At 63.7% G+C, this 21,912-nt stretch carries 21 protein-coding genes; 6 read left to right on the forward strand and 15 right to left on the reverse strand.

The features are described from left to right. Window positions 1-240: 240 nt before the first annotated feature. Window positions 241-1,713 (forward strand): MATE family efflux transporter, encoded by a 1,473-nt coding sequence (locus AC3CB8_RS23240; RefSeq protein WP_352563875.1) that lies wholly within the window; start codon window positions 241-243, stop codon window positions 1,711-1,713. A 33-nt stretch (window positions 1,714-1,746) separates the two neighbouring features. On the opposite strand, the gene AC3CB8_RS23245 is transcribed toward AC3CB8_RS23240, so the two are convergent. Both AC3CB8_RS23245 and AC3CB8_RS23250 read right to left on the reverse strand, forming a co-directional pair. After that, on the reverse strand, window positions 1,747-2,793 hold the full coding sequence (locus AC3CB8_RS23245; protein WP_352563874.1) for an MFS transporter: 1,047 nt from the start codon (window positions 2,791-2,793) through the stop codon (window positions 1,747-1,749). Beyond that, window positions 2,790-2,954: a hypothetical protein gene (locus tag AC3CB8_RS23250; protein ID WP_352563873.1), complete on the reverse strand. Its 165-nt coding sequence runs from the start codon at window positions 2,952-2,954 to the stop codon at window positions 2,790-2,792. The genes AC3CB8_RS23245 and AC3CB8_RS23250 overlap by 4 nt, the downstream gene beginning before the upstream one ends. A 351-nt stretch (window positions 2,955-3,305) precedes the next feature. On the opposite strand from AC3CB8_RS23250, the gene AC3CB8_RS23255 reads away from it, so the two are divergent. Continuing rightward, window positions 3,306-3,917: a TMEM175 family protein gene (locus AC3CB8_RS23255; protein ID WP_352563872.1), complete on the forward strand. Its 612-nt coding sequence runs from the start codon at window positions 3,306-3,308 to the stop codon at window positions 3,915-3,917. Window positions 3,918-4,085: 168 nt separating this feature from the next. On the opposite strand, the gene AC3CB8_RS23260 is transcribed toward AC3CB8_RS23255, so the two are convergent. After that, on the reverse strand, window positions 4,086-4,367 hold the full coding sequence (locus AC3CB8_RS23260) for a hypothetical protein (RefSeq protein ID WP_023792142.1): 282 nt from the start codon (window positions 4,365-4,367) through the stop codon (window positions 4,086-4,088). 135 nt (window positions 4,368-4,502) lie between these two features. Between AC3CB8_RS23260 and AC3CB8_RS23265 the strand changes: the two genes are divergently transcribed. Beyond that, window positions 4,503-5,369 carry an SDR family NAD(P)-dependent oxidoreductase gene (locus tag AC3CB8_RS23265; protein ID WP_352563871.1) on the forward strand — a complete coding sequence of 289 codons (867 nt, stop codon included), beginning with the start codon at window positions 4,503-4,505 and terminating at the stop codon, window positions 5,367-5,369. 77 nt (window positions 5,370-5,446) lie between these two features. On the opposite strand, the gene AC3CB8_RS23270 is transcribed toward AC3CB8_RS23265, so the two are convergent. From AC3CB8_RS23270 to AC3CB8_RS23285, 4 genes are all read right to left on the reverse strand, one after another. Beyond that, window positions 5,447-5,890, reverse strand: a complete 444-nt coding sequence (locus AC3CB8_RS23270; protein ID WP_031240724.1) for a low affinity iron permease family protein — start codon at window positions 5,888-5,890, stop codon at window positions 5,447-5,449. A 404-nt stretch (window positions 5,891-6,294) separates the two neighbouring features. Beyond that, complete coding sequence (locus tag AC3CB8_RS23275) at window positions 6,295-6,936, reverse strand: transferase hexapeptide repeat family protein (protein WP_023782694.1); 642 nt, start codon at window positions 6,934-6,936, stop codon at window positions 6,295-6,297. A gap of 75 nt (window positions 6,937-7,011) precedes the next feature. After that, on the reverse strand, window positions 7,012-7,305 hold the full coding sequence (locus tag AC3CB8_RS23280; RefSeq protein ID WP_488377346.1) for a ClpX C4-type zinc finger protein: 294 nt from the start codon (window positions 7,303-7,305) through the stop codon (window positions 7,012-7,014). An 83-nt stretch (window positions 7,306-7,388) separates the two neighbouring features. Then, on the reverse strand, window positions 7,389-7,883 hold the full coding sequence (locus AC3CB8_RS23285; protein WP_023782695.1) for a CreA family protein: 495 nt from the start codon (window positions 7,881-7,883) through the stop codon (window positions 7,389-7,391). 256 nt (window positions 7,884-8,139) lie between these two features. On the opposite strand from AC3CB8_RS23285, the gene AC3CB8_RS23290 reads away from it, so the two are divergent. The 3 genes from AC3CB8_RS23290 (at window position 8,140) to AC3CB8_RS23300 (ending at window position 11,680) form a co-directional block, all read left to right on the forward strand. Next, window positions 8,140-8,718 carry an SCO family protein gene (locus tag AC3CB8_RS23290; protein WP_352563870.1) on the forward strand — a complete coding sequence of 193 codons (579 nt, stop codon included), beginning with the start codon at window positions 8,140-8,142 and terminating at the stop codon, window positions 8,716-8,718. Window positions 8,719-8,729: 11 nt separating this feature from the next. Beyond that, window positions 8,730-9,602, forward strand: coding sequence for a 50S ribosomal protein L11 methyltransferase (locus AC3CB8_RS23295; protein WP_352563869.1), 873 nt, complete (start codon window positions 8,730-8,732; stop codon window positions 9,600-9,602). Between the two features lie 233 nt (window positions 9,603-9,835). Beyond that, a complete protein-coding gene (locus tag AC3CB8_RS23300; RefSeq protein WP_352563868.1) occupies window positions 9,836-11,680 on the forward strand; it encodes an aminopeptidase P family protein in 1,845 nt (614 codons plus the stop codon). Between the two features lie 139 nt (window positions 11,681-11,819). Here AC3CB8_RS23300 and AC3CB8_RS23305 read toward each other — a convergent pair whose 3' ends face one another. The 8 genes from AC3CB8_RS23305 to ftsZ form a co-directional block, all read right to left on the reverse strand. Further along, complete coding sequence (locus tag AC3CB8_RS23305; RefSeq protein ID WP_023769676.1) at window positions 11,820-12,116, reverse strand: AzlD family protein; 297 nt, start codon at window positions 12,114-12,116, stop codon at window positions 11,820-11,822. Further along, a complete protein-coding gene (locus AC3CB8_RS23310) occupies window positions 12,113-12,841 on the reverse strand; it encodes an AzlC family ABC transporter permease (RefSeq protein ID WP_023769675.1) in 729 nt (242 codons plus the stop codon). The genes AC3CB8_RS23305 and AC3CB8_RS23310 overlap by 4 nt, the downstream gene beginning before the upstream one ends. Before the next feature lie 111 nt (window positions 12,842-12,952). Next, window positions 12,953-13,645: a DUF2461 domain-containing protein gene (locus tag AC3CB8_RS23315; RefSeq protein ID WP_023792162.1), complete on the reverse strand. Its 693-nt coding sequence runs from the start codon at window positions 13,643-13,645 to the stop codon at window positions 12,953-12,955. Next, window positions 13,645-15,849, reverse strand: coding sequence for an NAD-dependent DNA ligase LigA (gene ligA, locus AC3CB8_RS23320; RefSeq protein WP_352563867.1), 2,205 nt, complete (start codon window positions 15,847-15,849; stop codon window positions 13,645-13,647). Before ligA ends, AC3CB8_RS23315 begins: the two co-directional genes overlap by 1 nt. A gap of 152 nt (window positions 15,850-16,001) precedes the next feature. Beyond that, complete coding sequence (gene recN, locus AC3CB8_RS23325; protein WP_352563866.1) at window positions 16,002-17,675, reverse strand: DNA repair protein RecN; 1,674 nt, start codon at window positions 17,673-17,675, stop codon at window positions 16,002-16,004. A 185-nt stretch (window positions 17,676-17,860) separates the two neighbouring features. Next, window positions 17,861-18,730, reverse strand: a complete 870-nt coding sequence (locus AC3CB8_RS23330) for an outer membrane protein assembly factor BamD (protein ID WP_023769671.1) — start codon at window positions 18,728-18,730, stop codon at window positions 17,861-17,863. Between the two features lie 258 nt (window positions 18,731-18,988). Then, window positions 18,989-19,939, reverse strand: coding sequence for a UDP-3-O-acyl-N-acetylglucosamine deacetylase (gene lpxC, locus AC3CB8_RS23335; protein ID WP_352563865.1), 951 nt, complete (start codon window positions 19,937-19,939; stop codon window positions 18,989-18,991). Between the two features lie 281 nt (window positions 19,940-20,220). Beyond that, on the reverse strand, window positions 20,221-21,906 hold the full coding sequence (gene ftsZ / locus AC3CB8_RS23340) for a cell division protein FtsZ (protein ID WP_015317216.1): 1,686 nt from the start codon (window positions 21,904-21,906) through the stop codon (window positions 20,221-20,223). Between the last annotated feature and the right edge of the window lie 6 nt (window positions 21,907-21,912).

Genomic DNA, 21,912 nt, shown 5'->3' on the forward strand with positions numbered 1-21,912 from the left:
GAGCACACCCCCGGTTATGCATAGGGTCTCGGGGAATGCGGCGCCAGTTTCAGGACCAATATCCCATTCCGCAAGACTTGAGAATGAGTGGATCAGAGCAAGCGGACTGCCGCCTTCAGCGCGCCGCCAGCGATCAAGCCTGGCCCGATCGAACGGTCACTGCTCCTCGGCGCAGGGTGCATCTCGGTCCGGCCTGAGATATCCTCGCGGGCCAGAGTCACACTTCCCAGGTTGCCCGCCATGGACGAAAAAAAGCCCGCACGCCGGCGTACCGGCGACCTGACCAGCGGCCCGATCCCACGCACGCTGCTGCTCTTCGCCTTGCCGGTGCTCGGCTCCAACGTGCTGCAATCGCTGAACGGCTCGGTCAATGCCGTCTGGGTGGGCCGCTTCCTCGGCGAGTCGGCGCTGACCGCGACGTCCAACGCCAACCTCGTCCTGTTCCTGATCCTCGGCACGGTGTTCGGCATCGGCATGGCGGCCACCATCCTGGTGGCGCAGGCGGTCGGCGCTCGCGACCTGGCCGAGGCGCGCCGCATCGTCGGCACCAGCGCCACCTTCTTCTTCCTCGTTTCGGTGGTGTTCGCGGTCTGCGGCTGGATCTGGGTCGACGCCATCCTGGGCGCGCTCGGCACGCCGGCCGACGCCTTGCCGCTCGCACGCTCCTACCTGCGCATTATTTTTGTCGCCGTGCCGATGATGAACCTTCTGTCCTTCGTCATGACCGTGCTGCGCGGAGCGGGCGATTCACGCACCCCCTTCATCTTCATGGCGCTGGCGGTCGTGCTCGACATCGTGCTCAATCCCCTGCTCATCCGTGGCATCGGCCCGTTTCCTGAACTCGGGATCGCCGGTTCCGCCACCTCGACGCTGATCGGCCAGACCGTGAGCGTCGTCGCCATCCTCGTCGTGCTCTATGCGCGCAAGCATCCGTTGCGGCTGGCCGGCGCCAATCTCATCCTGCTGCGCCCGGATCCGGCGCTGTTGCGCATCGTCGTCTTCAAGGGCGTGCCGATGGGCCTGCAGATGATCGTCATCTCGGCGGCTGCCCTGACGGTAATGGGCATTGTCAATTCCTACGGTTCGCAGGTCGCCGCCGCCTACGGCATCGCCGCGCAGCTCTGGACCTACATCCAGATGCCGGCGCTCGCCATCGGCGCCGCGGTCTCGTCCATGGCGGCGCAGAATGTCGGCGCAGGCCGGTGGGACCGGATCGGCCGCATCGCCGCCTCTGGCGTCGGTTTCAACCTTGTCCTGACCGGAGCCCTCGTCGCGCTGCTATGGGTCTTCGACCGTTCGATCCTGAGCCTGTTCCTGAGCAGCGACAGCGCGGCGATCGATATCGCCGCCCATATCAACACGGTCGCTTCCTGGTCGTTCATCCTGTTCGGCATCACCATCGTGCTGTTCGCCACGGTGCGCGCCACGGGTGCCGTGATGCCGCCGCTGATCATCCTGGTGATCTCGGTGCTCGTCGTGCGCACCGGCTTTGCCTATTACATGCGCGGCGTGATCGGCGAGGAAGCGCTGTGGTGGAGTTTTCCGGCCGGTTCGATCACGTCTCTGATCCTGGCAGCGATCTATTACCGCTTCGGCGGCTGGCGCGGCTTGCACATGATCGAGAACAGGCCGGCTGCCGGCGAACCGCCCGACACCGGGCTTGGCGTGCCGCGCCAGCGGGCGAACATGGCGCCTGAAACCCCGAACGGCTGATGCGGTCTGCCTTGCCGGGCTGGCGCGGCGGTCTCAGCGCCTCTGTCTGAGCCCGAAGGCGAGCGCCACCAGCGCGAACGCGATGATCATGGCCGCGAAGGCCAGGCTCGCGGCGACAGCACTGGCATAAGTCGACACGATGCCAATGCCGATGACAGGCAAGGCGTTGCCGACAAAGCAGCAGATGAAGAAACTGGACACGACCTCGGCGCGGCGATCCCGCGGCGCGATCTCGTTCATCACTTGCAGGCCGCCGCGATAGCCGAGCGCTGCCACCACGCCGCAGCAGGCGGTCGCCGCGATCATCAGCGCCATCGAGGCCAGCATCTGTGCCGCCACCACAAGCACGGCGCTTGGGATCATCAAGGCCAGCGCGGCCAGCATCGCCTTGCTGCTCCCCATCCGCGCCAGCGCCACGATGCTGAGCGCCGCGACCATCGCCAGCTCGAAGAACAATGCACCGGCCACGGCGTGGTTGGCCTCATGCAGTTGCTGCGCCAGGATGCTCGGCGCCACCGCCGCATAGAAGCCGACCAGCGCCATCGCGCCAAACCCGGTCACCGCCGGCGCCACGAAGCGCGAGCGGATCTGCGCCGGCACGGAAAGCCGCGGCCGCATGGAGACCTTGCCAAGGCCGCCTGGCTTCGTCACCGTTTCGCGCGTGCGCCAGACCAGGATCGTCACCACCGCGAGCGCCGCCAGGTAGACAATGAAGACCAGACGCAATGGCCACGGCTCAAATTGGGCAAGCAGCCCCGAAACAAGCGCCCCGAAACCCAGGCCGATAAAGTTGGTGCTGGTGGCGATGACGCTGGCGCGCGACTTGCCGGCCTCTGGAAGAAGCTCGGCGATCCACGCGGTTCCCGTCCCGGCGCCCACGCCGATGCCAAGCCCGCTCAGGATCCGCGCAACATCGAGCGACGCGACATTGCCGGCAAACAGGAACACAACCGCGCTGATGACGGCGACGATCATGGCTGCAAGCGCCGCCGGCCGGCGCCCGATGACATCCGAAACGCTGCCGAACACCAGCAGGGCGCCGAGATTGCCGACGACATAGACCGCGTAGATCAGCGTCAAGGTGATCTGCGAAAAGCCGAATTGCTGCTTGTAGACGATATAGAGGGGGTCAGCACCGTGCTGCCGGCAAACAGCACCGCGATCATCGCCGCGACAGTCGGGATCGCGAGGACGTCGCTGCCGGCTTCGTTGTGAGTTTGCGCCAGATCGCGAAAGGCCATGGCCAACCTCGTCATCAGTTTCTGGGGTCGCGACGTTAACGCGTCCTCACCGCCGACGTTCCGGTCGACGACCATGCTCCTGACACCACGGTGGGCGTTGCCCGGCCAGGCAAGCCGATGATCGCAAAAGCGTATCCCGCGTTGGTCCCGGTACGTACGTTGAGGCTAGTCTTGGTGTGGGCGCCGTAGGCGAAGGCCGCGGCGGGATGTCCCGAAGGCGGCGGTCAGAATGGTCGCTACTGCAAGCAGAAATCGAATCTCATCAGTCCCTCCATTCGAGCGCCGGCGGTTCGACTGCTTCGGTCAGGACTGCATCGCAACGGAGAGGCCGGGCCGAGAAAAGTCAACAAGTTGGCAAGGCCGATCACCACGTTCACTGGTTCCGGCGTGGAAGTTTCCCCTGATATAGCTGAGCAATTTTGTGTACGCCGTTTATCGGCGTGCCAACATCCGCTAACGATTTACTTTCTTTCGGCAATTCGTCGTGGACGGGTGGTGATCATGGGCAAGGGCAGGGTCGAGGCATTCACCGATGGCGTGGTGGCGATCATCATCACCATCATGGTGCTGGACCTGAAGGTACCGGAAGGCGAGGATTTTTCGGCGCTGCTGCCTCAGTGGCCGGTCTTCCTGTGCTACGTGCTTTCATTCATCAATGTCGGCATCTACTGGAACAATTTGCACAACATGTTCCATACCGTGCAGCGTGTCGACGGCCGCGTGCTTTGGGCGAACCTGCATCTGCTGTTCTGGCTGTCCCTGATGCCGGTGACGACCGCCTTCATGGGGGAGAACCATTTCGCCGCGGTTCCGGTCGCGGTCTATGGTTTTGACCTTGTAATGTGTGCGACCGCCTACAGCATCCTGGTCATTGCGCTGCATCGGCAGCATGGCCGGACACCGCATTCGCCAAGGCAATCGGCCGCGATCGCAAGGGAAGGATTTCGCTCGCCGTCTACATAGCGGCCGTTGGGCTAACCTTCCTCGACCGGTGGATCGGAGTGGCGCTCTATGTCGCCGTCGCCCTGATCTGGCTGGTGCCGGACACGCGCTTTGCGCGGGTGATCGAAAAATAGCCATCTGCCTGTCGCGATCCCGGAGGGCAAACCGCTTCACACTTCGTGGAATTGCTTAACCGCGCATCGCCTTCAGCTTTTCCGCCACGGAAGCGGCCAGATCGGCATAGCGCTCTTCCAGCCGCTCCGCCGCCTTGATGATCGAGAAATCATGGCCGAATTTTTCCAGCGCCATGCGCAGTTTCTCGACGAACTCGGCCTGTTTTTCGAGCGCCGAAAACAGAGTCTTCACCTGGGCTTCGCTGATATCGGGGTTTGCCAGCATCTGCGGCACCTCGCGCCCCATCTGGTCGCCGGTGGCGGTCTGCTCCTTCAGAATTGCAACCCAATCCGTCAATCGGAAATCTCCTTTTTGGCATCGCAGCATGCGCAGCCGCGACCGGACTGGTCAACCCGACACGCCCCGACGCAGGCTTGCGCAAGCCCATTCCGGCGCTAAGTTCGGCGCCATCAAAAAAGGAAACCATCGCCGATGATCGCCGACACCGAGATTCAGATCGCCCTTCCGGCCCTTGGCCGAGGCAACACCGCCGTCATCACCGGCGCCGCCAGCGGCATCGGCCTTGCCGCGGCCAAACGGCTGGCGCTGATGGGCATGAAGATCGTGCTGGCCGACATTGGCGGGCCGCGCCTCGACGATGCCTCGCGGGCCGTCTCCGCGATAGCCGGCGACGACGCCGTGCTTGCCGTCGCATCGGACGTTTCGAAGGCCGGTGAGGTCGACCGTCTCGCCGACCGGGCGTTCGGGGCTTTCGGCGAGGTCTCGCTGCTGATGAACAATGCCGGCGTCGGCGATAACCCGGGAAAGCCCTGGGAAAACCGCGACGGCTGGAAACGGCTGCTCGACATCAATTTCTGGGGCATCGTGCATGGCGTCGAAGCCTTCGCGCCGCGCATGCTGGCGTCGGCCAGGCCGGGCCTGATCGTCAACACCGGTTCCAAGCAAGGCATCACCACACCGCCCGGCAACCTCGCCTACAACGTTTCCAAGGCCGGCGTGAAGACCTTTACCGAAGGCTTGGCGCATGCGCTGCGCAATGAGCCCGCCGCCCGCCTGTCGGCGCATCTACTCATCCCCGGCTTCACCTATACCGGCCTGACCGAAGGCGCGACGGAAAAGCCGGCGGGAGCGTGGACCGGAGAGCAGGTGATCGATTTCATGCTGGAATCGCTGGTCAGGGGCGACTTCTACATCCTGTGTCCCGACAATGAGGCGGCGCGGCCCATGGACGAAAAGCGCATGGCCTGGGCCATCGGCGACATCATCGAAAATCGGCCTGCCCTGTCGCGCTGGCATCCCGACCACAAGGATGCATTCGCGGCGTTCATGAAGCGATGAGCATGCCCGGAACATTGGCTGCTGTGCGGATCACATAACTCGAACACCGGCGGAACTGTCGGAGATTGACCGCGGGTTCAGCCGCCGGCGCTTCGTGCCACCTCTTTTTTCGGTTTGCGTTTTGCCGCCACGACCTTCTTTGCGGCCATGGTCGCGACTTTGTCGTCATGCCGCCTCGCCGCGACCTCGCATTTGGCGCGGATCTCCTGGACCTCGGCTTCAGTCAGGTGCTCGATGCCGATGAAGGTGTTTTTGGCCTCGCTGACACGTATCAACTCGTCGAGCTTGGCCTGGATCGCGGCGCCGTCCCGATTCTGGGTGTTCTGGATGAGAAACACCATCAGGAAGGTGATGATCGTGGTTCCGGTGTTGATCACCAACTGCCAGGTGTCGGAAAAATTGAAGAACGGCCCGCTCACCGCCCAGACGATGACGATGAGGCAACACACCGCAAACGTCAGCGGTAGTCCGGTGAGATGGGCGATCTGGTTGGAGAATTTGGTGAAAAGCTTCTCGATCATGTGGTCCCTCAAAACAGCGCCGCGCCATGCGGTCCGCCGGAAGAAACAACCAGCAGCCATTTCGGGTTCCCGCCGGTAAAAAATACGACCCACGCAATTGAGTGCACGCAAAGCGCGCATCTGGTGCAAAACACACCTTATCGGTTTAAGATCATTGTAACCGGGCAGGTACAGCGCCTGCTCCTTCCGCTTCACGGCGGTTTACCTCCAGCCCCTTCCGTTGCGCCACCCCCGCATGGCGGAAGGGGTTTCATTCCGGAGAGCGCGGGGCATGGTTTCTCGCCGGCCAGCGCGGTTGCTCCACTTTCCCGCAGCTCATTGATTACAGCCAAGGCTTCTTGCCCGAATGGAATGCGCGGCCGTTGGAACAACGGGAAGCGAGCGGGACAGGCGTGGATGCCGGCCTAACCGGCGTCGTTTTCCCACCGATCGAGGAAGGCCTCGATCGGCATGGACTGGATGTCGGGAACCGCCCTGGCGAGTTTGTCGACCGGCCAGTCCCACCAGGCGAGAGCGTCGATCCGCGCCGCTGTGTCAGGCGCAAAGCGCGGCCTGAGCGGCTTCGCCGGCACGCCGGCGACGATCGTGTAGGATGGCACGTCCTGCGTCACCACCGCATTGGCGCCGATGACCGCGCCATTGCCGATGGCGATGCCGGGCATGACCACCGCGCCGTGGCCGATCCAGACGTCATGGCCGATGGTCACAGTTTTTGCCCGCCGCCGCTCGCGGAACGCCGCATCGACACCCAACCAGCGGAAATACTCGTTCGGCCGATAGCTGACCTTGTGCTGGGTCAATCGCTCAATCGGATGCTCCAGCGCGTTGATGCGGCTGTTGGCGGCGATCGAGCAGAATTTGCCGATGCTCGTATAGATCGCCTCGGCATGACGCTCGAAATAGGAGAAGTCGCCGACGCTCACCTCGCGCAGCACCACCCGCTCGCCGATCGAAGCGTAGCGGCCGAGCTTGCACGCCTTCAGCTCCGCGGTCGGATGGATGCGCGGCTCGGAATCCTTCAGGACGAGGTTTTCGGAACGGTCCATGCGGGCGGCTTTACGCCGGGATGATTGGTACCGCAAGCCGGGTACCCGACCAGTCACTACTCCCGTTACAGCAGCTCAATTTATAGCACCCAGCCGCTCAGTTGCGAGGCTGACGCACTCGTCGCAAATAAACGAGATCTTTTCAGCCATAAATCGCCTCTTTCCATCATTCTGGAAATCACACACCGAGCACACGATAGCCATTAGACCCGCTTTTGATTTCCAAAGGGCGTCCTTGAATGCAGGAGCAATGCATTTCTCGCAGGTGTATCTAGAAAGACCGGCAACGAATTTCCTGTCGTCGTCATTTTTCGCGCCGCAGAAGTCACATGAAATTGGCCGAGATCGGCTCCAGGGCGGCGGGGACATCACCAAATCTCCTCATGCATTTCGTGTAAAGAGCAGGCTTCTGTCTGCAACTCAATGGTGCCCTATCGGGACCAATCGCCCGCCTATTTCGGCTGGCCCTTGCTCCACACCACGTTCTGGCCGTAGAGCGGCACTGTCGTGACCGACATTTTCGCCGAGCCGTTCTGCACCTGGCGCGAATGCGAGAGATAGATCAACGTCTCGTTGGTCTTGTCGTAGATGCGGTTCACCACCTGCTTCTTCCAGATCAGGCTGATGCCTTGCTTGAAAACCTCCTCGCCGCCTTCGCTCGTATCAATATCCCCGATGGTGATCGGACCGGTCTGACGGCAGGAGATCGAGGAATCGCTCGGATCCTCGAACCAGTTGCCCTTGTGCAGGCGGTCGATGACGCTGCGATCGAAATAGGAAACGTGGCAGGTGACGCCCTCCACTTTCGGATCCTTGATCGCCTCGACGATGATGTCGTTGCCGATCCAGTCGACGCCGACCTTGCCGACTTCCTCGGCAATGGCGCTACCGGCGGCAAGCACGACACACGCGGCCAAAGCACCGCCGATCAGCTTTCGTCCGATCAAGCCTCGCCCGATCAATCCTGGCTCAGTCAATCCCGGCAAAGAATCCTCCTGCGGTTTGAGTTGCCGGGGTCTCAGGTGGGGCCAAGGCCGACACATTGCAAGGCGCAAGATCCGGGCGAACCGCAGGCATCCGCCACAGGCGGTTGCGTCAACGCGGCATCTTTGCGTGTACCCCGTCGAACCGCTAAGACTGTGGCCGGACAACGGGCGCATGGTTCTGGCCGGCGCACCGTGACATTACGGACGGACTTTTCTGATGATGCGTTCTATCCTGGTCGGCATTCTCGTTCTGATGGCGGCCGGCATCGGCTGGCTGACCTTCGACTGGTATCGCGGCCATTATGGCGGCGAACCGTTCGGCGCGGCGTTCACCCTGGTCGACCAGAAAGGCGCACCGATCACCGAGGCCGCCTTCCGGGGCCAGCCCAGCGTCGTCTTCTTCGGCTTCACCCACTGCCCCGAGGTCTGCCCGACCACGCTGTTCGAACTCTCCGGCTGGCTGAAGACGCTCGGCGACGACGGCAAGAACCTGCATGCCTATTTCGTCTCGGTCGATCCGGAGCGCGATACGCCGCCGGTGATGAACGCCTATGTCAGCAATTTCTCCGACCGCATCACCGGGATTACCGGCGACCCGGACAAGGTACATGCCATGGCCAAGGCGTTCGGCATCTATTGGAAGAAGGTCGATACCGGCGACGGCGATTACACCATGGACCACACCGCCTCGGTGCTGCTGCTCAACGCCAAGGGCGACTTCGCGGGCACGATCGCCTATGGCGAAAATGCCAGCACCGCCGTGGAGAAGCTGAAGCGCCTCGCCGCGAAGGGCTGACAAGAATTCACATGACCCAGACGCGGCTCCATTTCACCACCGGAAAGATCGAGGCCGAGCGTATCTTCGCGGCGCTCGAAACGGCCTTCGAGGATGAGGGCCTGCCGATCGCGGTGCTGGAGGTCGACGAAGACGCCGACATCCATGAGGTCTCGCTCTACGCCGATGGCGACGTCGAGGCGGTCGAGGCGCGGCTGAAGGATGTTCTCGCCGGCCTCGCTTTGTCGAGACCGGTCGAGCGCGAGGCGCTGCCCGACATCGACTGGGTGGCACGTTCCCTGGAAGGGTTGAAGCCGGTCCGCGCCGGCCGTTTCTTCGTCCACGGCGCGCATGACAGCAGGAAGCGCCACAGCGGCGAGCTCGCTATCGAGATCGAGGCCGGCCTTGCCTTCGGCACCGGCCACCACGGCACCACCGCGGGCTGCCTCGAAATGCTGGAGAAAGTCGTGCGGCGCGAGCATCCGCGTAACGCACTCGACCTCGGTACCGGCAGCGCGGTGCTGGCGATCGCCGTCGCCAAACTGGCCCATATTCCGGTGCTGGCCACCGACATCGATCCGGTTGCGGTCAAGGTTGCCGCGGCCAATGCCCGGCTGAACCACGTCAAAGGCCTTATCGAGACAGTGACCGCGCCTGGCTTTCACCACCCGATCTTTGCCAGGCGCGCGCCCTTCGACCTCATCGTCGCCAACATATTGGCCCGGCCGCTGATGCGGCTGGCGCCGCAAATGGCCGGGCATATCGCACTTGGCGGCTCGATCGTGTTGTCAGGCATCCTCGACCGCCAGCGCGACGCGGTGATCTCGGCCTATGTCGGCCAGAATTTCCGCCACGTCAGTACCTTGCACCGCGATGGCTGGGTGACGATCCATCTCAAGCATTAAGGCCGGCAAGGCGGTTGCCGGCCCTCAACGGTCCCAATTGCTGGGACTCCGATGCGTGTCGCCAGGGCGGCATAGCCAAGAGAATGCCGGCGCGGTCCCCTTTCGTGCCATGGCTGGACCAGCCTCATTTGGTTGTCAGCCAGGCGATGCTGTTGCAATTTGCGCCTCCGGAAAATCGATTCCGCTTTCCAGGCCCATAGGCTACGGTCGCGCGGATACCAAGGAGGCCCATCATGTTCCAGACCTTCGATTCCGCGGGCGATCCGGCGGTCGGCAAGCCGCGCGTGGCGCTGCTGCGCCAGTGGCTGGCCGCGAACGGCCTCGACGGCTTCATCGTTCCGCGCGCCGACGAGCACCAGGGCGAATACGTCGCCAACCGGTCGGCACGTCTGAAATGGCTGACCGGCTTCAGCGGCTCGGCCGGCGTCGCCATCGTGCTGCGCGACCGCGCCTTCGTCTTTGTCGACGGGCGCTACACCCTGCAGGTGCGAGGTGAAGTCGATCTCGGCATCTTTTCGATCGAAAGCCTGGTCGACAATCCGCCCGCTGTCTGGCTCAAGGACAACATCGGCAAGGGGGCGCGGCTGGGGTTCGATCCCTGGCTGCACACGATCGGCGAAGTCAAGGCGCTGCAGGCCTCCGCCGACAAGACCGGCGCGGTGCTGGTGCCGCTCGAACGGAACCCCATCGACATCATCTGGAAGGATCAGCCCGCGGCACCCGTGACCCCGGTAGAGCTGCACCCGATCGGCTTTGCCGGCGAACTCGCCAAGGACAAGCTGGCGCGGCTGGCGACGTCGATCGGCAAGGACGGCGCCACCCATGCGGTGCTGACCGACCCATCGTCCATCGCCTGGGCCTTCAACATTCGTGGCGGTGACGTGCCGCACACGCCGCTGGCGCTCGGCTTCGCCATCCTCGCCGCCGACGGGTCGCACCAGCTTTTCATGGATCGGCGCAAGTTCTCGCGCCAGGTGGCGGCCTACCTCAGCCAACTTGCCGATCCGCAGGAGCCCGGCGAATTCGAAGGCGCGATCGGGGCACTTGCGAAAAGCGGCGCGAAAATCGCGCTCGATCCGGTGCTGGCCGCCGACCGGTTGCGCATGCTGGTCGAGGACAATGGTGGCACGGTGATTGCCGCGCCCGACCCTGCCCGCATTCCGCGCGCCACCAAGAACCAGGCCGAGATCAACGGCTCGCGCGCCGCGCATCGCCGCGACGGCGCGGCGGTGGCCAAGCTGTTGTGCTGGCTGGAGCGCCAGAAACCCGGCTCGCTCGACGAAATCGCGGTTGTCACCAGGCTCGAAGAAACCCGTCGGCAGACCGGCGAGGAAACGCAGATGCCGCTGCGCGACGTCTCTTTCGACACCATTTCGGGCGCTGGCCCGAACGGTGCCATCATGCATTACCGCGTCTCGCGCGCCACCAGCCGCAAGCTGCAGGCTGGTGAGCTGTTCCTGCTCGATTCCGGCGCGCAATACCAGGACGGCACGACAGACATCACCCGCACCGTGCCGATCGGCCAGCCGACCGAAGAGATGCGCGAGCGCTTCACGTTGGTGCTGAAAGGGATGATCGGCATTTCCACGCTGCGCTTCCCCGCCGGCACGCGCGGCTCGGAGATCGACGCCGTCGCCCGCATGGCGCTGTGGAGGCATGGCTGCGACTTCGCCCATGGCACCGGCCACGGTGTCGGCTCATACCTGGCCGTGCATGAGGGTCCGCAGCGCATCGCCCGCACCGGCACCGAAAAGCTGCTCGAAGGCATGATGCTGTCGAACGAGCCCGGCTACTACAAGGAGGGCGCCTACGGCATTCGCATCGAAAACCTCATCCTGGTGACGCCGGCCGAACAGATCGAGGGCGGCGACATCGCCATGCACGGTTTCGAGACGCTGACGCTCGCCCCGATCGACGTGAGGCTGGTGCGATCGGATCTGCTGACCCGAGACGAATTGCACTGGCTCGACGCCTACCATGCCCGCGTGCTGGCCGAGATCGGTCCGATGCTCGACGGCGAAACGCTGGCCTGGCTGGAAAAGGCGACGGCACCGCTGCCGCACGACGCGAAGATTTGATTTCTGAAGCGCTGAAGGGCGTGTCGAGGTTCAGGCCGGGCCGAGCCGAAAAAACGGTTGATGCCGAGAACCGGATTGGAGCACCGAAGCGCGGGTATCAGCCGTCTGCAGGCCGGAATCACCTGGATATCGATGCGCCCTACCCGACGAACTGGCGCGCTACGATCAACACCGCCGCGCCCGCCAGAAACATCGCCATCAGCCCGCCACGCAGCGCCACCAGCGCGGAGACGACCAGCGCTGCCCACTCCGCCGGGCCCGCGCCGAGCGCGGCCGGCGCCACAAGCGTCGTCAGCACCGCCGCAGGCACGGCGTTGAGCCCGGCCTCGACACGCGGATGGATGTGGTCGAAGCGCGAGATGACCAGATGCCCGCCAATACGGGTGAGATAGGTGGCGATGGCGCCGGCGATGATGATCCAGAAGGTCGTGCTCATGGCCTTGTCTCCACACCGCTGTGATGCGGCGGCAGGACGACGGCGAGCAACACGCCGGCGACGGCGCCGATCGAAACGTGCCAGGGCGAACCCACTGTCTTGTAGGCGATGATCGAGGCGAAGGCGCTGGCGATGACCACCGGCAGCCACAGCGGCCGCTTGCGGAAGCCCATCACCAGGCCAAGGAAATAGATCGGCAGCAGGAAATCGATCCCCAGCGCATGGGGATCGGGAATAAGCTTTCCAAACAGCGCACCGAGCGCGCTTTCGATGGTCCAGAATACATACACCGGCAGCCCAAGTCCCAGATACCAGGCAAAGCCGACGGTCTGGCCTGACTGGGCCCTGGCCTCGGCGACGGCGAATTGCGGATCGGTGAGGATGAAGAAGCCGAGCGCCTGCTGCACCCCGGACCAGTGCGCGATGCGCCGGCCAATGCCGGCGGAATAGAGCACGTGGCGGAAATTGACGGCGAAGATCGATAGCACGATCAGCCACGGCGCGACATGCTGGCCGAACAGTTCTATGCCGACCATCTGGCTGGCGCCGCCGAAGATCAGCGCGCTCATCAGGAAGGCTTCGAAAACGGAAAAGCCGTTGTCGACGGCAATCGCGCCGAACAGCAGCCCGAAGGGCGCCGCCGCCACCACGACCGGCACGGAGAGCCGTACGCCTTGCCAGAAGTCGCTTTTCGCGCCGGTCTCGGAAATTGCTTGCGCCGACATGTCTCTCCCCGGTCAGAGGGCTGATTTAGGAAGCACTGCCCTGGTTGTCACACGAATTCGCTTGAGCCAAACGATCAGCGGAAATGATCGTCGCGACCGTCGCGTGGGAACTCAGTCCCTCGCTCCCGTGCCCTCGACCGCCCTGCCCCAGTCGAGCAGCGGCTTGGCGCGCATGGTGAAGTCGAGGAGTTCCTCGACCAATTCCGGCCCGTGGATACCAGCTGGATCGATCGGGTGACGGACGGCGAAATGCCGGTTGCGAATGGCGCCGGCGAGGTCTTTGTCAGAGACGTGTTCGAAGCCGCGCGGCGTGCGTTTCATGCCGCCTTCGGCATCGAGTTCGAGGCCATTTTTGTTCAACGCCTTCACCATGGCGCGAAACCGCTCGGGCCATGTCTCGATGGCCCGACGCATCGACAACAGGAGCGCGGCCTCCGGCTGCCACCAGGCGACGCCGGCGTAGCATCCCTCCAGCCCGATATGGACATAGAAGACACCCTGCACCGCCTTGCTGCCGTCCGGCGACAGGATCGCCGAGACATGCCTGTTGTAAGGCCGCTTGTCCTTGGCGAAGCGCACGTCGCGATTGATGCGAAACAACGACTTCTTGCGATCGCCGCGCAGGCCGAGGCCGGCTTCCGCAAATCGCCGCGCAAGCGTCTCGACGAGATCGCCCAGTGGATCGCGCAATTCCTTTTCGAACAGCTCGCGGTTCTCCAGGAACCACTCGCGGCTCTGGTGGAAATCGAGCGCTTTCAGGAACGGAATGGCCTTGGGGCCGAACCCTTTGAACGCTTCGCCCATCACGACTTGCCGACCCGCTGCAGCCAGGTGTCCTCGTCGATGACCTCGACGCCGAGTTCGCTGGCAAGCTTGAGCTTGGAGCCCGCACCCGGTCCCGCGACCAGCAGATCGGTCTTGGCCGAAACCGAGCCGGCCACCTTGGCGCCGAGACGTTCGGCCATCGCCTTGGCTTCGGAACGGGTCATCTTTTCCAGCGAACCGGTGAAGACGATCGTCTTGCCGGCGACCTCGCTGTCGGCCGAAACGGTGACGATATAGGGCTTCGGCTTGACCTGCTCCAACAACTTCTCGAGCACCTCGTCATTGCGCTCATTGCCGAAGAAATCGCGCAGCGCATCGATCACCGTATCGCCAATGCCATTGATCGATGGGAAGACGGCATGCGGATTCTCCGCCGCGGCCGTCTCCTTGGCGACTTGGATCAGCTCCTCGATGGTCGAGAATGTTCGCGCAAGCACGGCTGCCGTCGTCTCGCCTATATGGCGGATGCCGAGCGCGAAGATGAAGCGGTCGAGCTCCGGCTCGCGGCGCGAATCGATGGCCGCGAACAATTTGTCGAGGCCTTCGTAATTGCGGTCCTCGACGCTGCGCACATTCTTGCGGGTCTTGCCGGATGCGGCCTCGCGCTGCCTAGCCTGCTCCTCGCGCCGCTCGGCCAGCGCCTTGGTCACGGCCGGGCGGCGCTCCCTGAGCGTGAAGATGTCGGCGGCTGTCTTGATCAAACCCGCATTGAAAAACAGGTCGATGTTCTCCGCGCCCAGGCCTTCGATATCCAGGGCGCCGCGCGACACGAAGTGGCGCAGCCCCTCCACGGCCTGCGCCGGGCAGATCAGTTCGCCGGTGCAGCGGCGGCGCGAATCCTCCTTGCCGGTCTTCTCGTTGATCTCGCGCGTCGCCGGCGAGCCGCAGATCGGGCAAGAGTGCGGGAATTCGTACGGCACGGCATCGGGCGGACGCTTGTCGATAACGACGCTGACGATCTGCGGGATGACATCGCCTGCCCGCTGGATCACCACCGTGTCGCCGATGCGCACGTCGATGCCGTCGCGGATCGGCTGCCCTGTACTGTCCAGGCCCTTGATATAATCTTCATTGTGCAGCGTGACGTTCTCCACCACCACGCCGCCGACCGTCACCGGGGCGAGCCGCGCGACCGGCGCCAGCGTGCCCGTCCGGCCGACCTGGATGTCGATCCTGTGCACGGTCGTCATCGCCTGTTCGGCCGGGAATTTGTGGGCAATGGCCCAGCGTGGTTCACCGGTGACGAAACCCCAGCGGCGCTGCAGCTCCAACTGGTCGACCTTGTAGACGACGCCGTCTATGTCATAGCCGAGCGACGAGCGCTGCTCCTCGATCAGGTGATAATGCGCGACCAATTCCTCGACCGATTTCGCCCGCACCAGCAGCGGACTGATCTTGAAGCCCCAATCGGCGAATTTCTGCACTGATTCGTATTGCGTTGGTGCCGGATCCGCTGTCGTGTAACCCCAGGCATAGGCAAAGAATTTGAGGTTGCGGCTGGCGGTTACGGATGGATCCTTCTGGCGCAGCGACCCGGCCGCCGTGTTGCGCGGATTGACGTAATCCTGGCCGCCGACAGCCGCCGAGCGCGCCTTGAGCGCCTCGAATTCGGCATAGGTCATATAGACCTCGCCACGGATCTCGATGGTCTCGGGCCAGCCTGAGCCCTTCAGCTTAGCGGGAATGTCGGCGATGGTCCTGAGGTTGGCGGTGATGTCCTCGCCGACAGCGCCGTCGCCGCGCGTCGCGCCTTGCACGAACACGCCCTTTTCGTAACGCAGCGAAGCCGACAGCCCGTCGATCTTCGGCTCGGCGGTGAAGGCAATGTCGAGGTCTTTGTCGCGGTCGAAGAAGCGCCGGCCGCGCTCGATGAAATCGGTGACGTCGGCGTCGGTATAGGCCTTGGCGAGGCTGAGCATCGGCACGGCATGGCGCACCTTGGTGAAGCCTTCCGCCGGGGCGGCACCCACCCTGAGCGAGGGCGAATCCTCGCGCACCAGCCCGGGAAAGCGCTCCTCGATAGCAAGATTGCGCCGCCGCAGCGCGTCATACTCCGCGTCCGTGATCGTGGGCGCGTCCTCGGCATGGTAGCGCCGGTCATGACCGGCGATCTCCTCGGCAAGGCGCTGGAGTTCCGCTTCAGCCTCGCTTTCGCTGAGCGAATCGACAGGTTTTTCAGCCATGCTTTTTGTCCCTGAACGGTGGCGCGTCACAATAGAGCATGATCTTGAAAGGTGGGAACCGGTTTTCGGAAAAGATCATTCCTGAACAGCAGGATGGAGCCATATCCTGACTCGCCCCATGACACCTGATCGTCTCATGACACCGGATCGTCTCACGCCGCGTTTGTATTCTCGCGCAACAACCGCTCGGCGGCGGCGCGCGCCTCGTCGGTGATCGTGGCGCCGGCCAGCATGCGGGCGATCTCCTCCTGCCGCGCAGTCCTGTCCATCTCGGCAATTCCGGTCGCGACACGGTCGGTGCTGCCCGATTTGGAGATCAGGAAATGTGTTGCCGCGCGCGCCGCCACTTGCGGCGCATGGGTGACGGAAAGCACCTGGACGCGCTTCGACAGCCGCGCCAGCCGCTGGCCGATGGCGTCGGCCACGGCGCCGCCCACCCCGGTGTCGATTTCGTCGAAAACCAGAGTCGGCGCCGAACCACGGTCGGCCAGCGCAACCTTTAACGCCAGGAGAAAGCGCGAAAGCTCACCGCCGGAGGCAACCTTCATCATCGGCCCGGGCCGCGTGCCAGGATTGGTGCGCACCCAGAACTCGATCTGGTCGATGCCCTCTTCCATGCGCGCCTCGGCCTCGCTCTTCATCTCGACGATGAAGGCCGCGCGTTCGAGCTTCAGCGCCGGCAGTTCGGCCATGACCGCCTTGGTCAGACCGACCGCCGCGGCATGGCGAAGTGAGGATAGCTGTGCGGCGGCGATATCATAGGCTTCGCGCGCGGCGGCTGCCTGCTTTTCCAAGCCGTGCAGGCGTTCTTCGCCGGCATCGAGATCTGCGAGATCGGCAACCATCGTGTCGCGCAGCTGCGCCAGGTCGTCGACGGCGACGCTGTGCTTGCGTGACGCCGCCCGCAGTGAAAACAGTCGTTCCTCGGCTTTCTCCAGCCGCTGTGGATCATACTCCGTGGCACGAAGCGCGGCCTCGACGCCCGACTGCGCCGCGTCGAGCGACAGCATGGCTTCGTCCAGCGACTTCACCACGTCCTCGAGCAGGCCGGGCGCTTCCGACGCCTTGCGCTGCAGCCGTCTCAGCAGGCTGGCCAGTTGCGGCAAGGGCGAGGACGGGCCGGATAGCACATCCTGGGCGTCGTGAATTTCGGAAGCGATCTTCTCGGCGCGCATCATGTGGGCACGCAGCTCGGCAAGTTCGGTTTCCTCGCCCGGCTGCGGATCGAGCTTGGTCAGTTCGGCAACCGCGGCGCGCAGATAGTCCGCCTCGCGCGCGGCGGCTTCCACCTTGGCGCGATGGCGCGTCAGCTCCTGCTGGGCGGCGCGCCAGTGCCGCCATGCCTCGCCGGTCGAGCGGACGGCGCCGAGATGGCCGCCGAAAGCATCGAGCACATCGCGATGCGCCCCGGGATCGACCAAGGCGCGTTCGTCATGCTGGCCGTGGATCTCGACCAGCGCGCGGCCCACATCGCGCATCAACGTCACGCTGGACGGCTGGTCGTTGACGAACACACGGGTCCGGCCGTCCGCCGTTTGCACGCGCCGCAGGATGACGTCGCCATCGTCCTCGATCGCGTTTTCGGCAAGCAGCGCGCGCACCGGATGGTTGCGCGGAACATCGAACACGGCAATGACCTGGCCCTGGGACGCGCCGTGACGCACCAGCGAGGCATCGCCACGCGCCCCGAGCGCCAGCGACAGGGCATCGAGCAGGATGGACTTGCCGGCGCCGGTTTCGCCGGTCAGCACGGAAAGACCCGGCTGGAAGTCGATGTCCAGCTTTTCGATCAGGACGATATCGCGGATCGACAGTCTGGAAAGCATGAGAAACCGGACCTATTGCATGCCGCCCAAAAGTGGACCCGCTCCGGGATAACGACAGGCACGAAAACAAAAAGATAAAGGCGGCACCCGACAGTTGGAGTCGCAGCGCCGCACTATCTTTTTGTTTGAGCTTCGGATCAATCCGAAAAAGCGCGCTGTGCGCGCTTCGCTCGGAGGCTCTGCGGTCAGGCGCCGGTGATCAGCTTCCCGGCCTTGGATATCCACGACCCGGCATTTTCGCGCGGCGCCAGCCCGTTGCTCTGCAGCAGCTTGTAGGAATCCTTGTACCACGAACTGTCGGGATAGTTGGTACCGAGCACCGCGGCCGCCGTCTGGGCCTCCGAGGTCAAGCCCAACGCGTAATAGCTTTCGGTGAGGCGCGCGAGCGCTTCCTCTACGTGGCGGGTGTTGGAATAGCTTTCGACCACGGTGCGGAAGCGTTTGACGGCGGCGATGTACTCGCGGCGCTCCAGATAATAGCGGCCGATCTGCATTTCCTTGCCGGCGAGCTGGTCGTTGGCGAAGCGGATCTTTTCCTTGGCATCGTCGACATACTCCGACGTCGGCCAGCGTGTCACCAGGTCCTGCATCGTCTGCAGGGTCTGGCGTGCTTCCTTCTGGTCCTGCGTCACATCCTTGATCTGGCGATAGTAGCTGAGACCAATGATGTACTGGGCATAGGCCGCGTCATCCGTTGACGGATAGAGAGCCAAGTACCGCTTCGCCGACTGGATCGCATCGTCGTAGCTGCCCTTTCGATAGTCGGCGAACGCGCCCATCACCATCGATTTGCGGGCCCATTCCGAATAGGGGTGCTGGCGGTCGACCGCGTCGAATTTCTTGCTTGCCTCGTCCAGGCGGCCGGCATTCAGATTGGCCAGGCCCTGATTGTAGAGAACGTCGGCCGGTTCGGTCTGATCGACATAGGTCGACAGATCGATGTCTTTTTCCGACGACATGCAAGCCGCCAGAAAGAGCGATGGAACAACCACCGAAAGCGCCAGGAAGACAGACCGCTGCGGCGCTTTCGATTGACCGAATCGCTTGAAGAACATGATTGGATTGCGCCCTTTCGGCGTTATTTTAATGCTCGTTGCATGCAGTTGTCCCAAAACTGGTCCCCACTTTTGAGCGACATGCACTAATCAACGGCAGCAGCCATAAACCATAACCGCCTTGCCCGGCAACGCTATGTCCAGCCAATCGCGCATTTTTGTGGCGGCGGACCGCGGCTTGAAAATCTACGCAATTTCGCCGGTGGATGATGCATTCATGCAACACCCACATCCATAAAATCCAAAAAAATTAAGAAATCAGATCATCCAGGGCGCATAGAGAGGCGCATTGACGGCGTTCATCTCGGCGGCCCGGCCACGCTCGCGGCGTGTCGTCTCGACGATCTCGAAGGCGGTGCGGTCCGAAAGCAGGCGCCGCAGCGCCGCGGCGTTCAGCCGATGGCCGCCGCGATAGGAGCGGAAACATCCGATGAATCGCGCGCCGGCCAGCGCCAGGTCGCCCATCGCGTCGAGCGTCTTGTGGCGCACGAATTCGTTGGGATAGCGCAGGCCGCCCATGTTGATGACGCGGTTGTCGTCACCGATCACCAGGGAATTTTCCAGCGAGGATCCCAGAGCATAGCCGGCGGCCCACAGCCGCTCGACGTCCTTCATGAAGCCGAAGGTGCGGGCCCGCGCGATGTCGCGGCGGAAAATATCGGCATTGATATCGGATGCGAAGAACTGACGGCCGATCGCCGGGCTTTCGAAATCGATTTCGACCTCGAAACGGGTACCGTCATAGGGCCTGAACTCGGCCCAGGAGGCGCCGTTCTCGATGCGGACCGGCTTGACCACCCTGATATAGCGCCGCTTGACGGCCAGCGTCTCGATGCCGGCCTGGTCGATGGCTTCGACGAACGCCATGGCGCTGCCGTCGAGGATTGGGACCTCTTGGCCGTCGATCTCGATGATGACGTTGTCTATGCCGAGTCCTAACAGGGCGGCCATGATGTGCTCGACCGTGGCGATATGCTCGCCCGAAGGATCGCCAAGCATGGTGCAAAGGTCGGTGGCGCCGATCTCGGAAAACAGGGCGCGGAACTCACGGCCCCGCCCTACTCCTTTCAGGAGCTGGAACGCGATGCCGGTATCGGCATCCGCGGGTAGGAAACTGATGGAAACTTCTTTGCCGCTGTGGACGCCGGTGCCTGTAAGCGACGCGCGCGTCTTCACTGTCGTCTGATGGTCGTGCAAGACAATCCCCATGAGCCCGTAATGCCTAGGTCCGCTTCTCCAGCCCGAGGGCGCGGCTCTTGTTAAATCGGCAAGCAGGGCGACTTCCCCCGAAATCCTGGCAAACCGACTATCGTAGGCAGCGAAGATAATGTCCCGGCAGGGAGACTCCAAATCACGGTTTCTTACTCTTTGTAACCGCGAACTGGAACACGTACGACGTCATAATGCATTGATTATACGCTATTTTTAAACGTTAACAGGCACGCAATTTCTTGCTTGCCTGTTAACGTTTGTTACAGTCCGTTAACCGCTCAGTTGGCCTGGCGGCGCAGGAACGCTGGAATCTCGAGCTGGTCGTCGTCCTGAGTCGCCCTGGTCTGCGGCGTCAGGCGGCCCTGATCGTCCAGCTGGCCGCGCCGCGGCGCGTAAAGCTGGGCGTCCTGGCTGGCGAGGCGGCGCACTTCCGGTGCGGCTTGGCGCAGCTTGGGCTCGCGCGGCTGCGCCGGCTGCAGCCGTGCAGGCTCCTCCTCGCGGCGGGTCAGGCCGTTGGTCAGGCGCTTCAGGAGGCCCATCGGGCCGCTGTTTTCGTGGTCGGCCGGACGGCTCTTGGCGTCGACCTCGGCCTTGACGACGGGCGGAAAGTCCTCGACGCGCGGCATGCGCTGCGGTGCCATCGCCACCGGCTGCTGGACCTCACGCAGCATTTCGCGCGGCTGCGGAGCCGGCTGCATCATCTGTTGGACGACCGGCTGCACCATCGGCTGCGGCTGTGCGGGCGGTGCCTGGAAGATCTTGCTCTGCGGGCGGAAATCGTCCGCATGGGCGACCGGAGCCGGACGAGCCTGAGCCATGGCCGCGGCATTGGCTTCGGCCAACTGGATGGCTTCGGCAACCGGATCGGCGGCGCGTGGCTCATACACCGTCTGCTGGACCGGCGCCGGGCGGCTTTCCACCGGGGCGACGGCCGGCCGGGCAGCCTGCTTCGGCGGCGCGGTACGGATCGAGATCGGCGCGGCGGCTATTTCGGCCGCCGACTTGTCGATGCCGGTGGCGACCACCGAGACCCGGATGACGCCTTCGAGCTCCTCGTCGAAAGTGGCGCCCAGGATGATGTTGGCGTCCTGGTCGACTTCCTCGCGGATGCGGGTCGCCGCTTCGTCGACTTCGAACAGGGTCAGGTCGCGGCCGCCGGTGATCGAGATCAGCAGGCCCTTGGCGCCCTTCATCGAGGTCTCATCGAGCAGCGGGTTGGCGATCGCGGCTTCCGCCGCCGCCATCGCGCGGCCCTCGCCCGAAGCCTCGCCGGTGCCCATCATCGCCTTGCCCATTTCGCGCATCACCGAACGGACGTCGGCGAAGTCGAGGTTGATCAGGCCTTCCTTGACCATCAGGTCGGTGATGCAGGCCACACCGGAGTAGAGCACCTGGTCGGCCATCGCGAAGGCGTCGGCGAAGGTGGTCTTGTCATTGGCCAGCCGGAACAGGTTCTGGTTGGGGATGACGATCAAGGTGTCGACGCATTTCTGCAGCTCCTCGATGCCGAAATCGGCCGTCTTCATGCGGCGCTGGCCTTCGAAGTGGAACGGCTTGGTGACGACGCCGACGGTGAGAATGCCCTTCTCGCGCGCTGCACGGGCAACAACCGGAGCAGCACCCGTGCCGGTGCCGCCGCCCATGCCGGCGGTGACGAAGCACATATGGGTGTTGGTGAGATGGTCGAGGATCTCGTCGATGCACTCTTCCGCCGCCGCGCGGCCGACTTCCGGCTGCGATCCGGCACCGAGCCCCTCGGTGACATGCGCGCCAAGCTGAATCAGCCGAGAGGCCTTCGACATGGTCAGCGCCTGCGCGTCGGTGTTGGCCACGACGAACTCGACACCGCGCAGTCCGGCGGTGATCATGTTGTTCACGGCATTGCCGCCGCCGCCGCCCACACCGAACACGGTGATGCGCGGCTTAAGCTCGGTGATGTCCGGCTTCTGCAGATTGATGGTCATTGTCTC

Source organism: Mesorhizobium sp. P160927 (genome assembly GCF_057766385.1).

Bases quoted from the DNA above. Each gene is read 5' to 3' on its own strand.
- recN (WP_352563866.1), bottom strand. From the start codon at position 17,675: ATGCTTTCCAGACTGTCGATCCGCGATATCGTCCTGATCGAAAAGCTG.
- AC3CB8_RS23305 (WP_023769676.1), bottom strand. From the start codon at position 12,116: ATGAGCACGACCTTCTGGATCATCATCGCCGGCGCCATCGCCACCTAT.
- AC3CB8_RS23250 (WP_352563873.1), bottom strand. From the start codon at position 2,954: ATGGCCTTTCGCGATCTGGCGCAAACTCACAACGAAGCCGGCAGCGAC.
- AC3CB8_RS23300 (WP_352563868.1), top strand. From the start codon at position 9,836: ATGTTCCAGACCTTCGATTCCGCGGGCGATCCGGCGGTCGGCAAGCCG.
- AC3CB8_RS23280 (WP_488377346.1), bottom strand. From the start codon at position 7,305: ATGTCCCCGCCGCCCTGGAGCCGATCTCGGCCAATTTCATGTGACTTC.
- ftsZ (WP_015317216.1), bottom strand. From the start codon at position 21,906: ATGACCATCAATCTGCAGAAGCCGGACATCACCGAGCTTAAGCCGCGC.
- AC3CB8_RS23265 (WP_352563871.1), top strand. From the start codon at position 4,503: ATGATCGCCGACACCGAGATTCAGATCGCCCTTCCGGCCCTTGGCCGA.
- AC3CB8_RS23290 (WP_352563870.1), top strand. From the start codon at position 8,140: ATGATGCGTTCTATCCTGGTCGGCATTCTCGTTCTGATGGCGGCCGGC.
- AC3CB8_RS23275 (WP_023782694.1), bottom strand. From the start codon at position 6,936: ATGGACCGTTCCGAAAACCTCGTCCTGAAGGATTCCGAGCCGCGCATC.
- AC3CB8_RS23240 (WP_352563875.1), top strand. From the start codon at position 241: ATGGACGAAAAAAAGCCCGCACGCCGGCGTACCGGCGACCTGACCAGC.
- AC3CB8_RS23315 (WP_023792162.1), bottom strand. From the start codon at position 13,645: ATGGGCGAAGCGTTCAAAGGGTTCGGCCCCAAGGCCATTCCGTTCCTG.
- ligA (WP_352563867.1), bottom strand. From the start codon at position 15,849: ATGGCTGAAAAACCTGTCGATTCGCTCAGCGAAAGCGAGGCTGAAGCG.
- lpxC (WP_352563865.1), bottom strand. From the start codon at position 19,939: ATGGGGATTGTCTTGCACGACCATCAGACGACAGTGAAGACGCGCGCG.
- AC3CB8_RS23295 (WP_352563869.1), top strand. From the start codon at position 8,730: ATGACCCAGACGCGGCTCCATTTCACCACCGGAAAGATCGAGGCCGAG.
- AC3CB8_RS23310 (WP_023769675.1), bottom strand. From the start codon at position 12,841: ATGTCGGCGCAAGCAATTTCCGAGACCGGCGCGAAAAGCGACTTCTGG.
- AC3CB8_RS23270 (WP_031240724.1), bottom strand. From the start codon at position 5,890: ATGATCGAGAAGCTTTTCACCAAATTCTCCAACCAGATCGCCCATCTC.
- AC3CB8_RS23330 (WP_023769671.1), bottom strand. From the start codon at position 18,730: ATGTTCTTCAAGCGATTCGGTCAATCGAAAGCGCCGCAGCGGTCTGTC.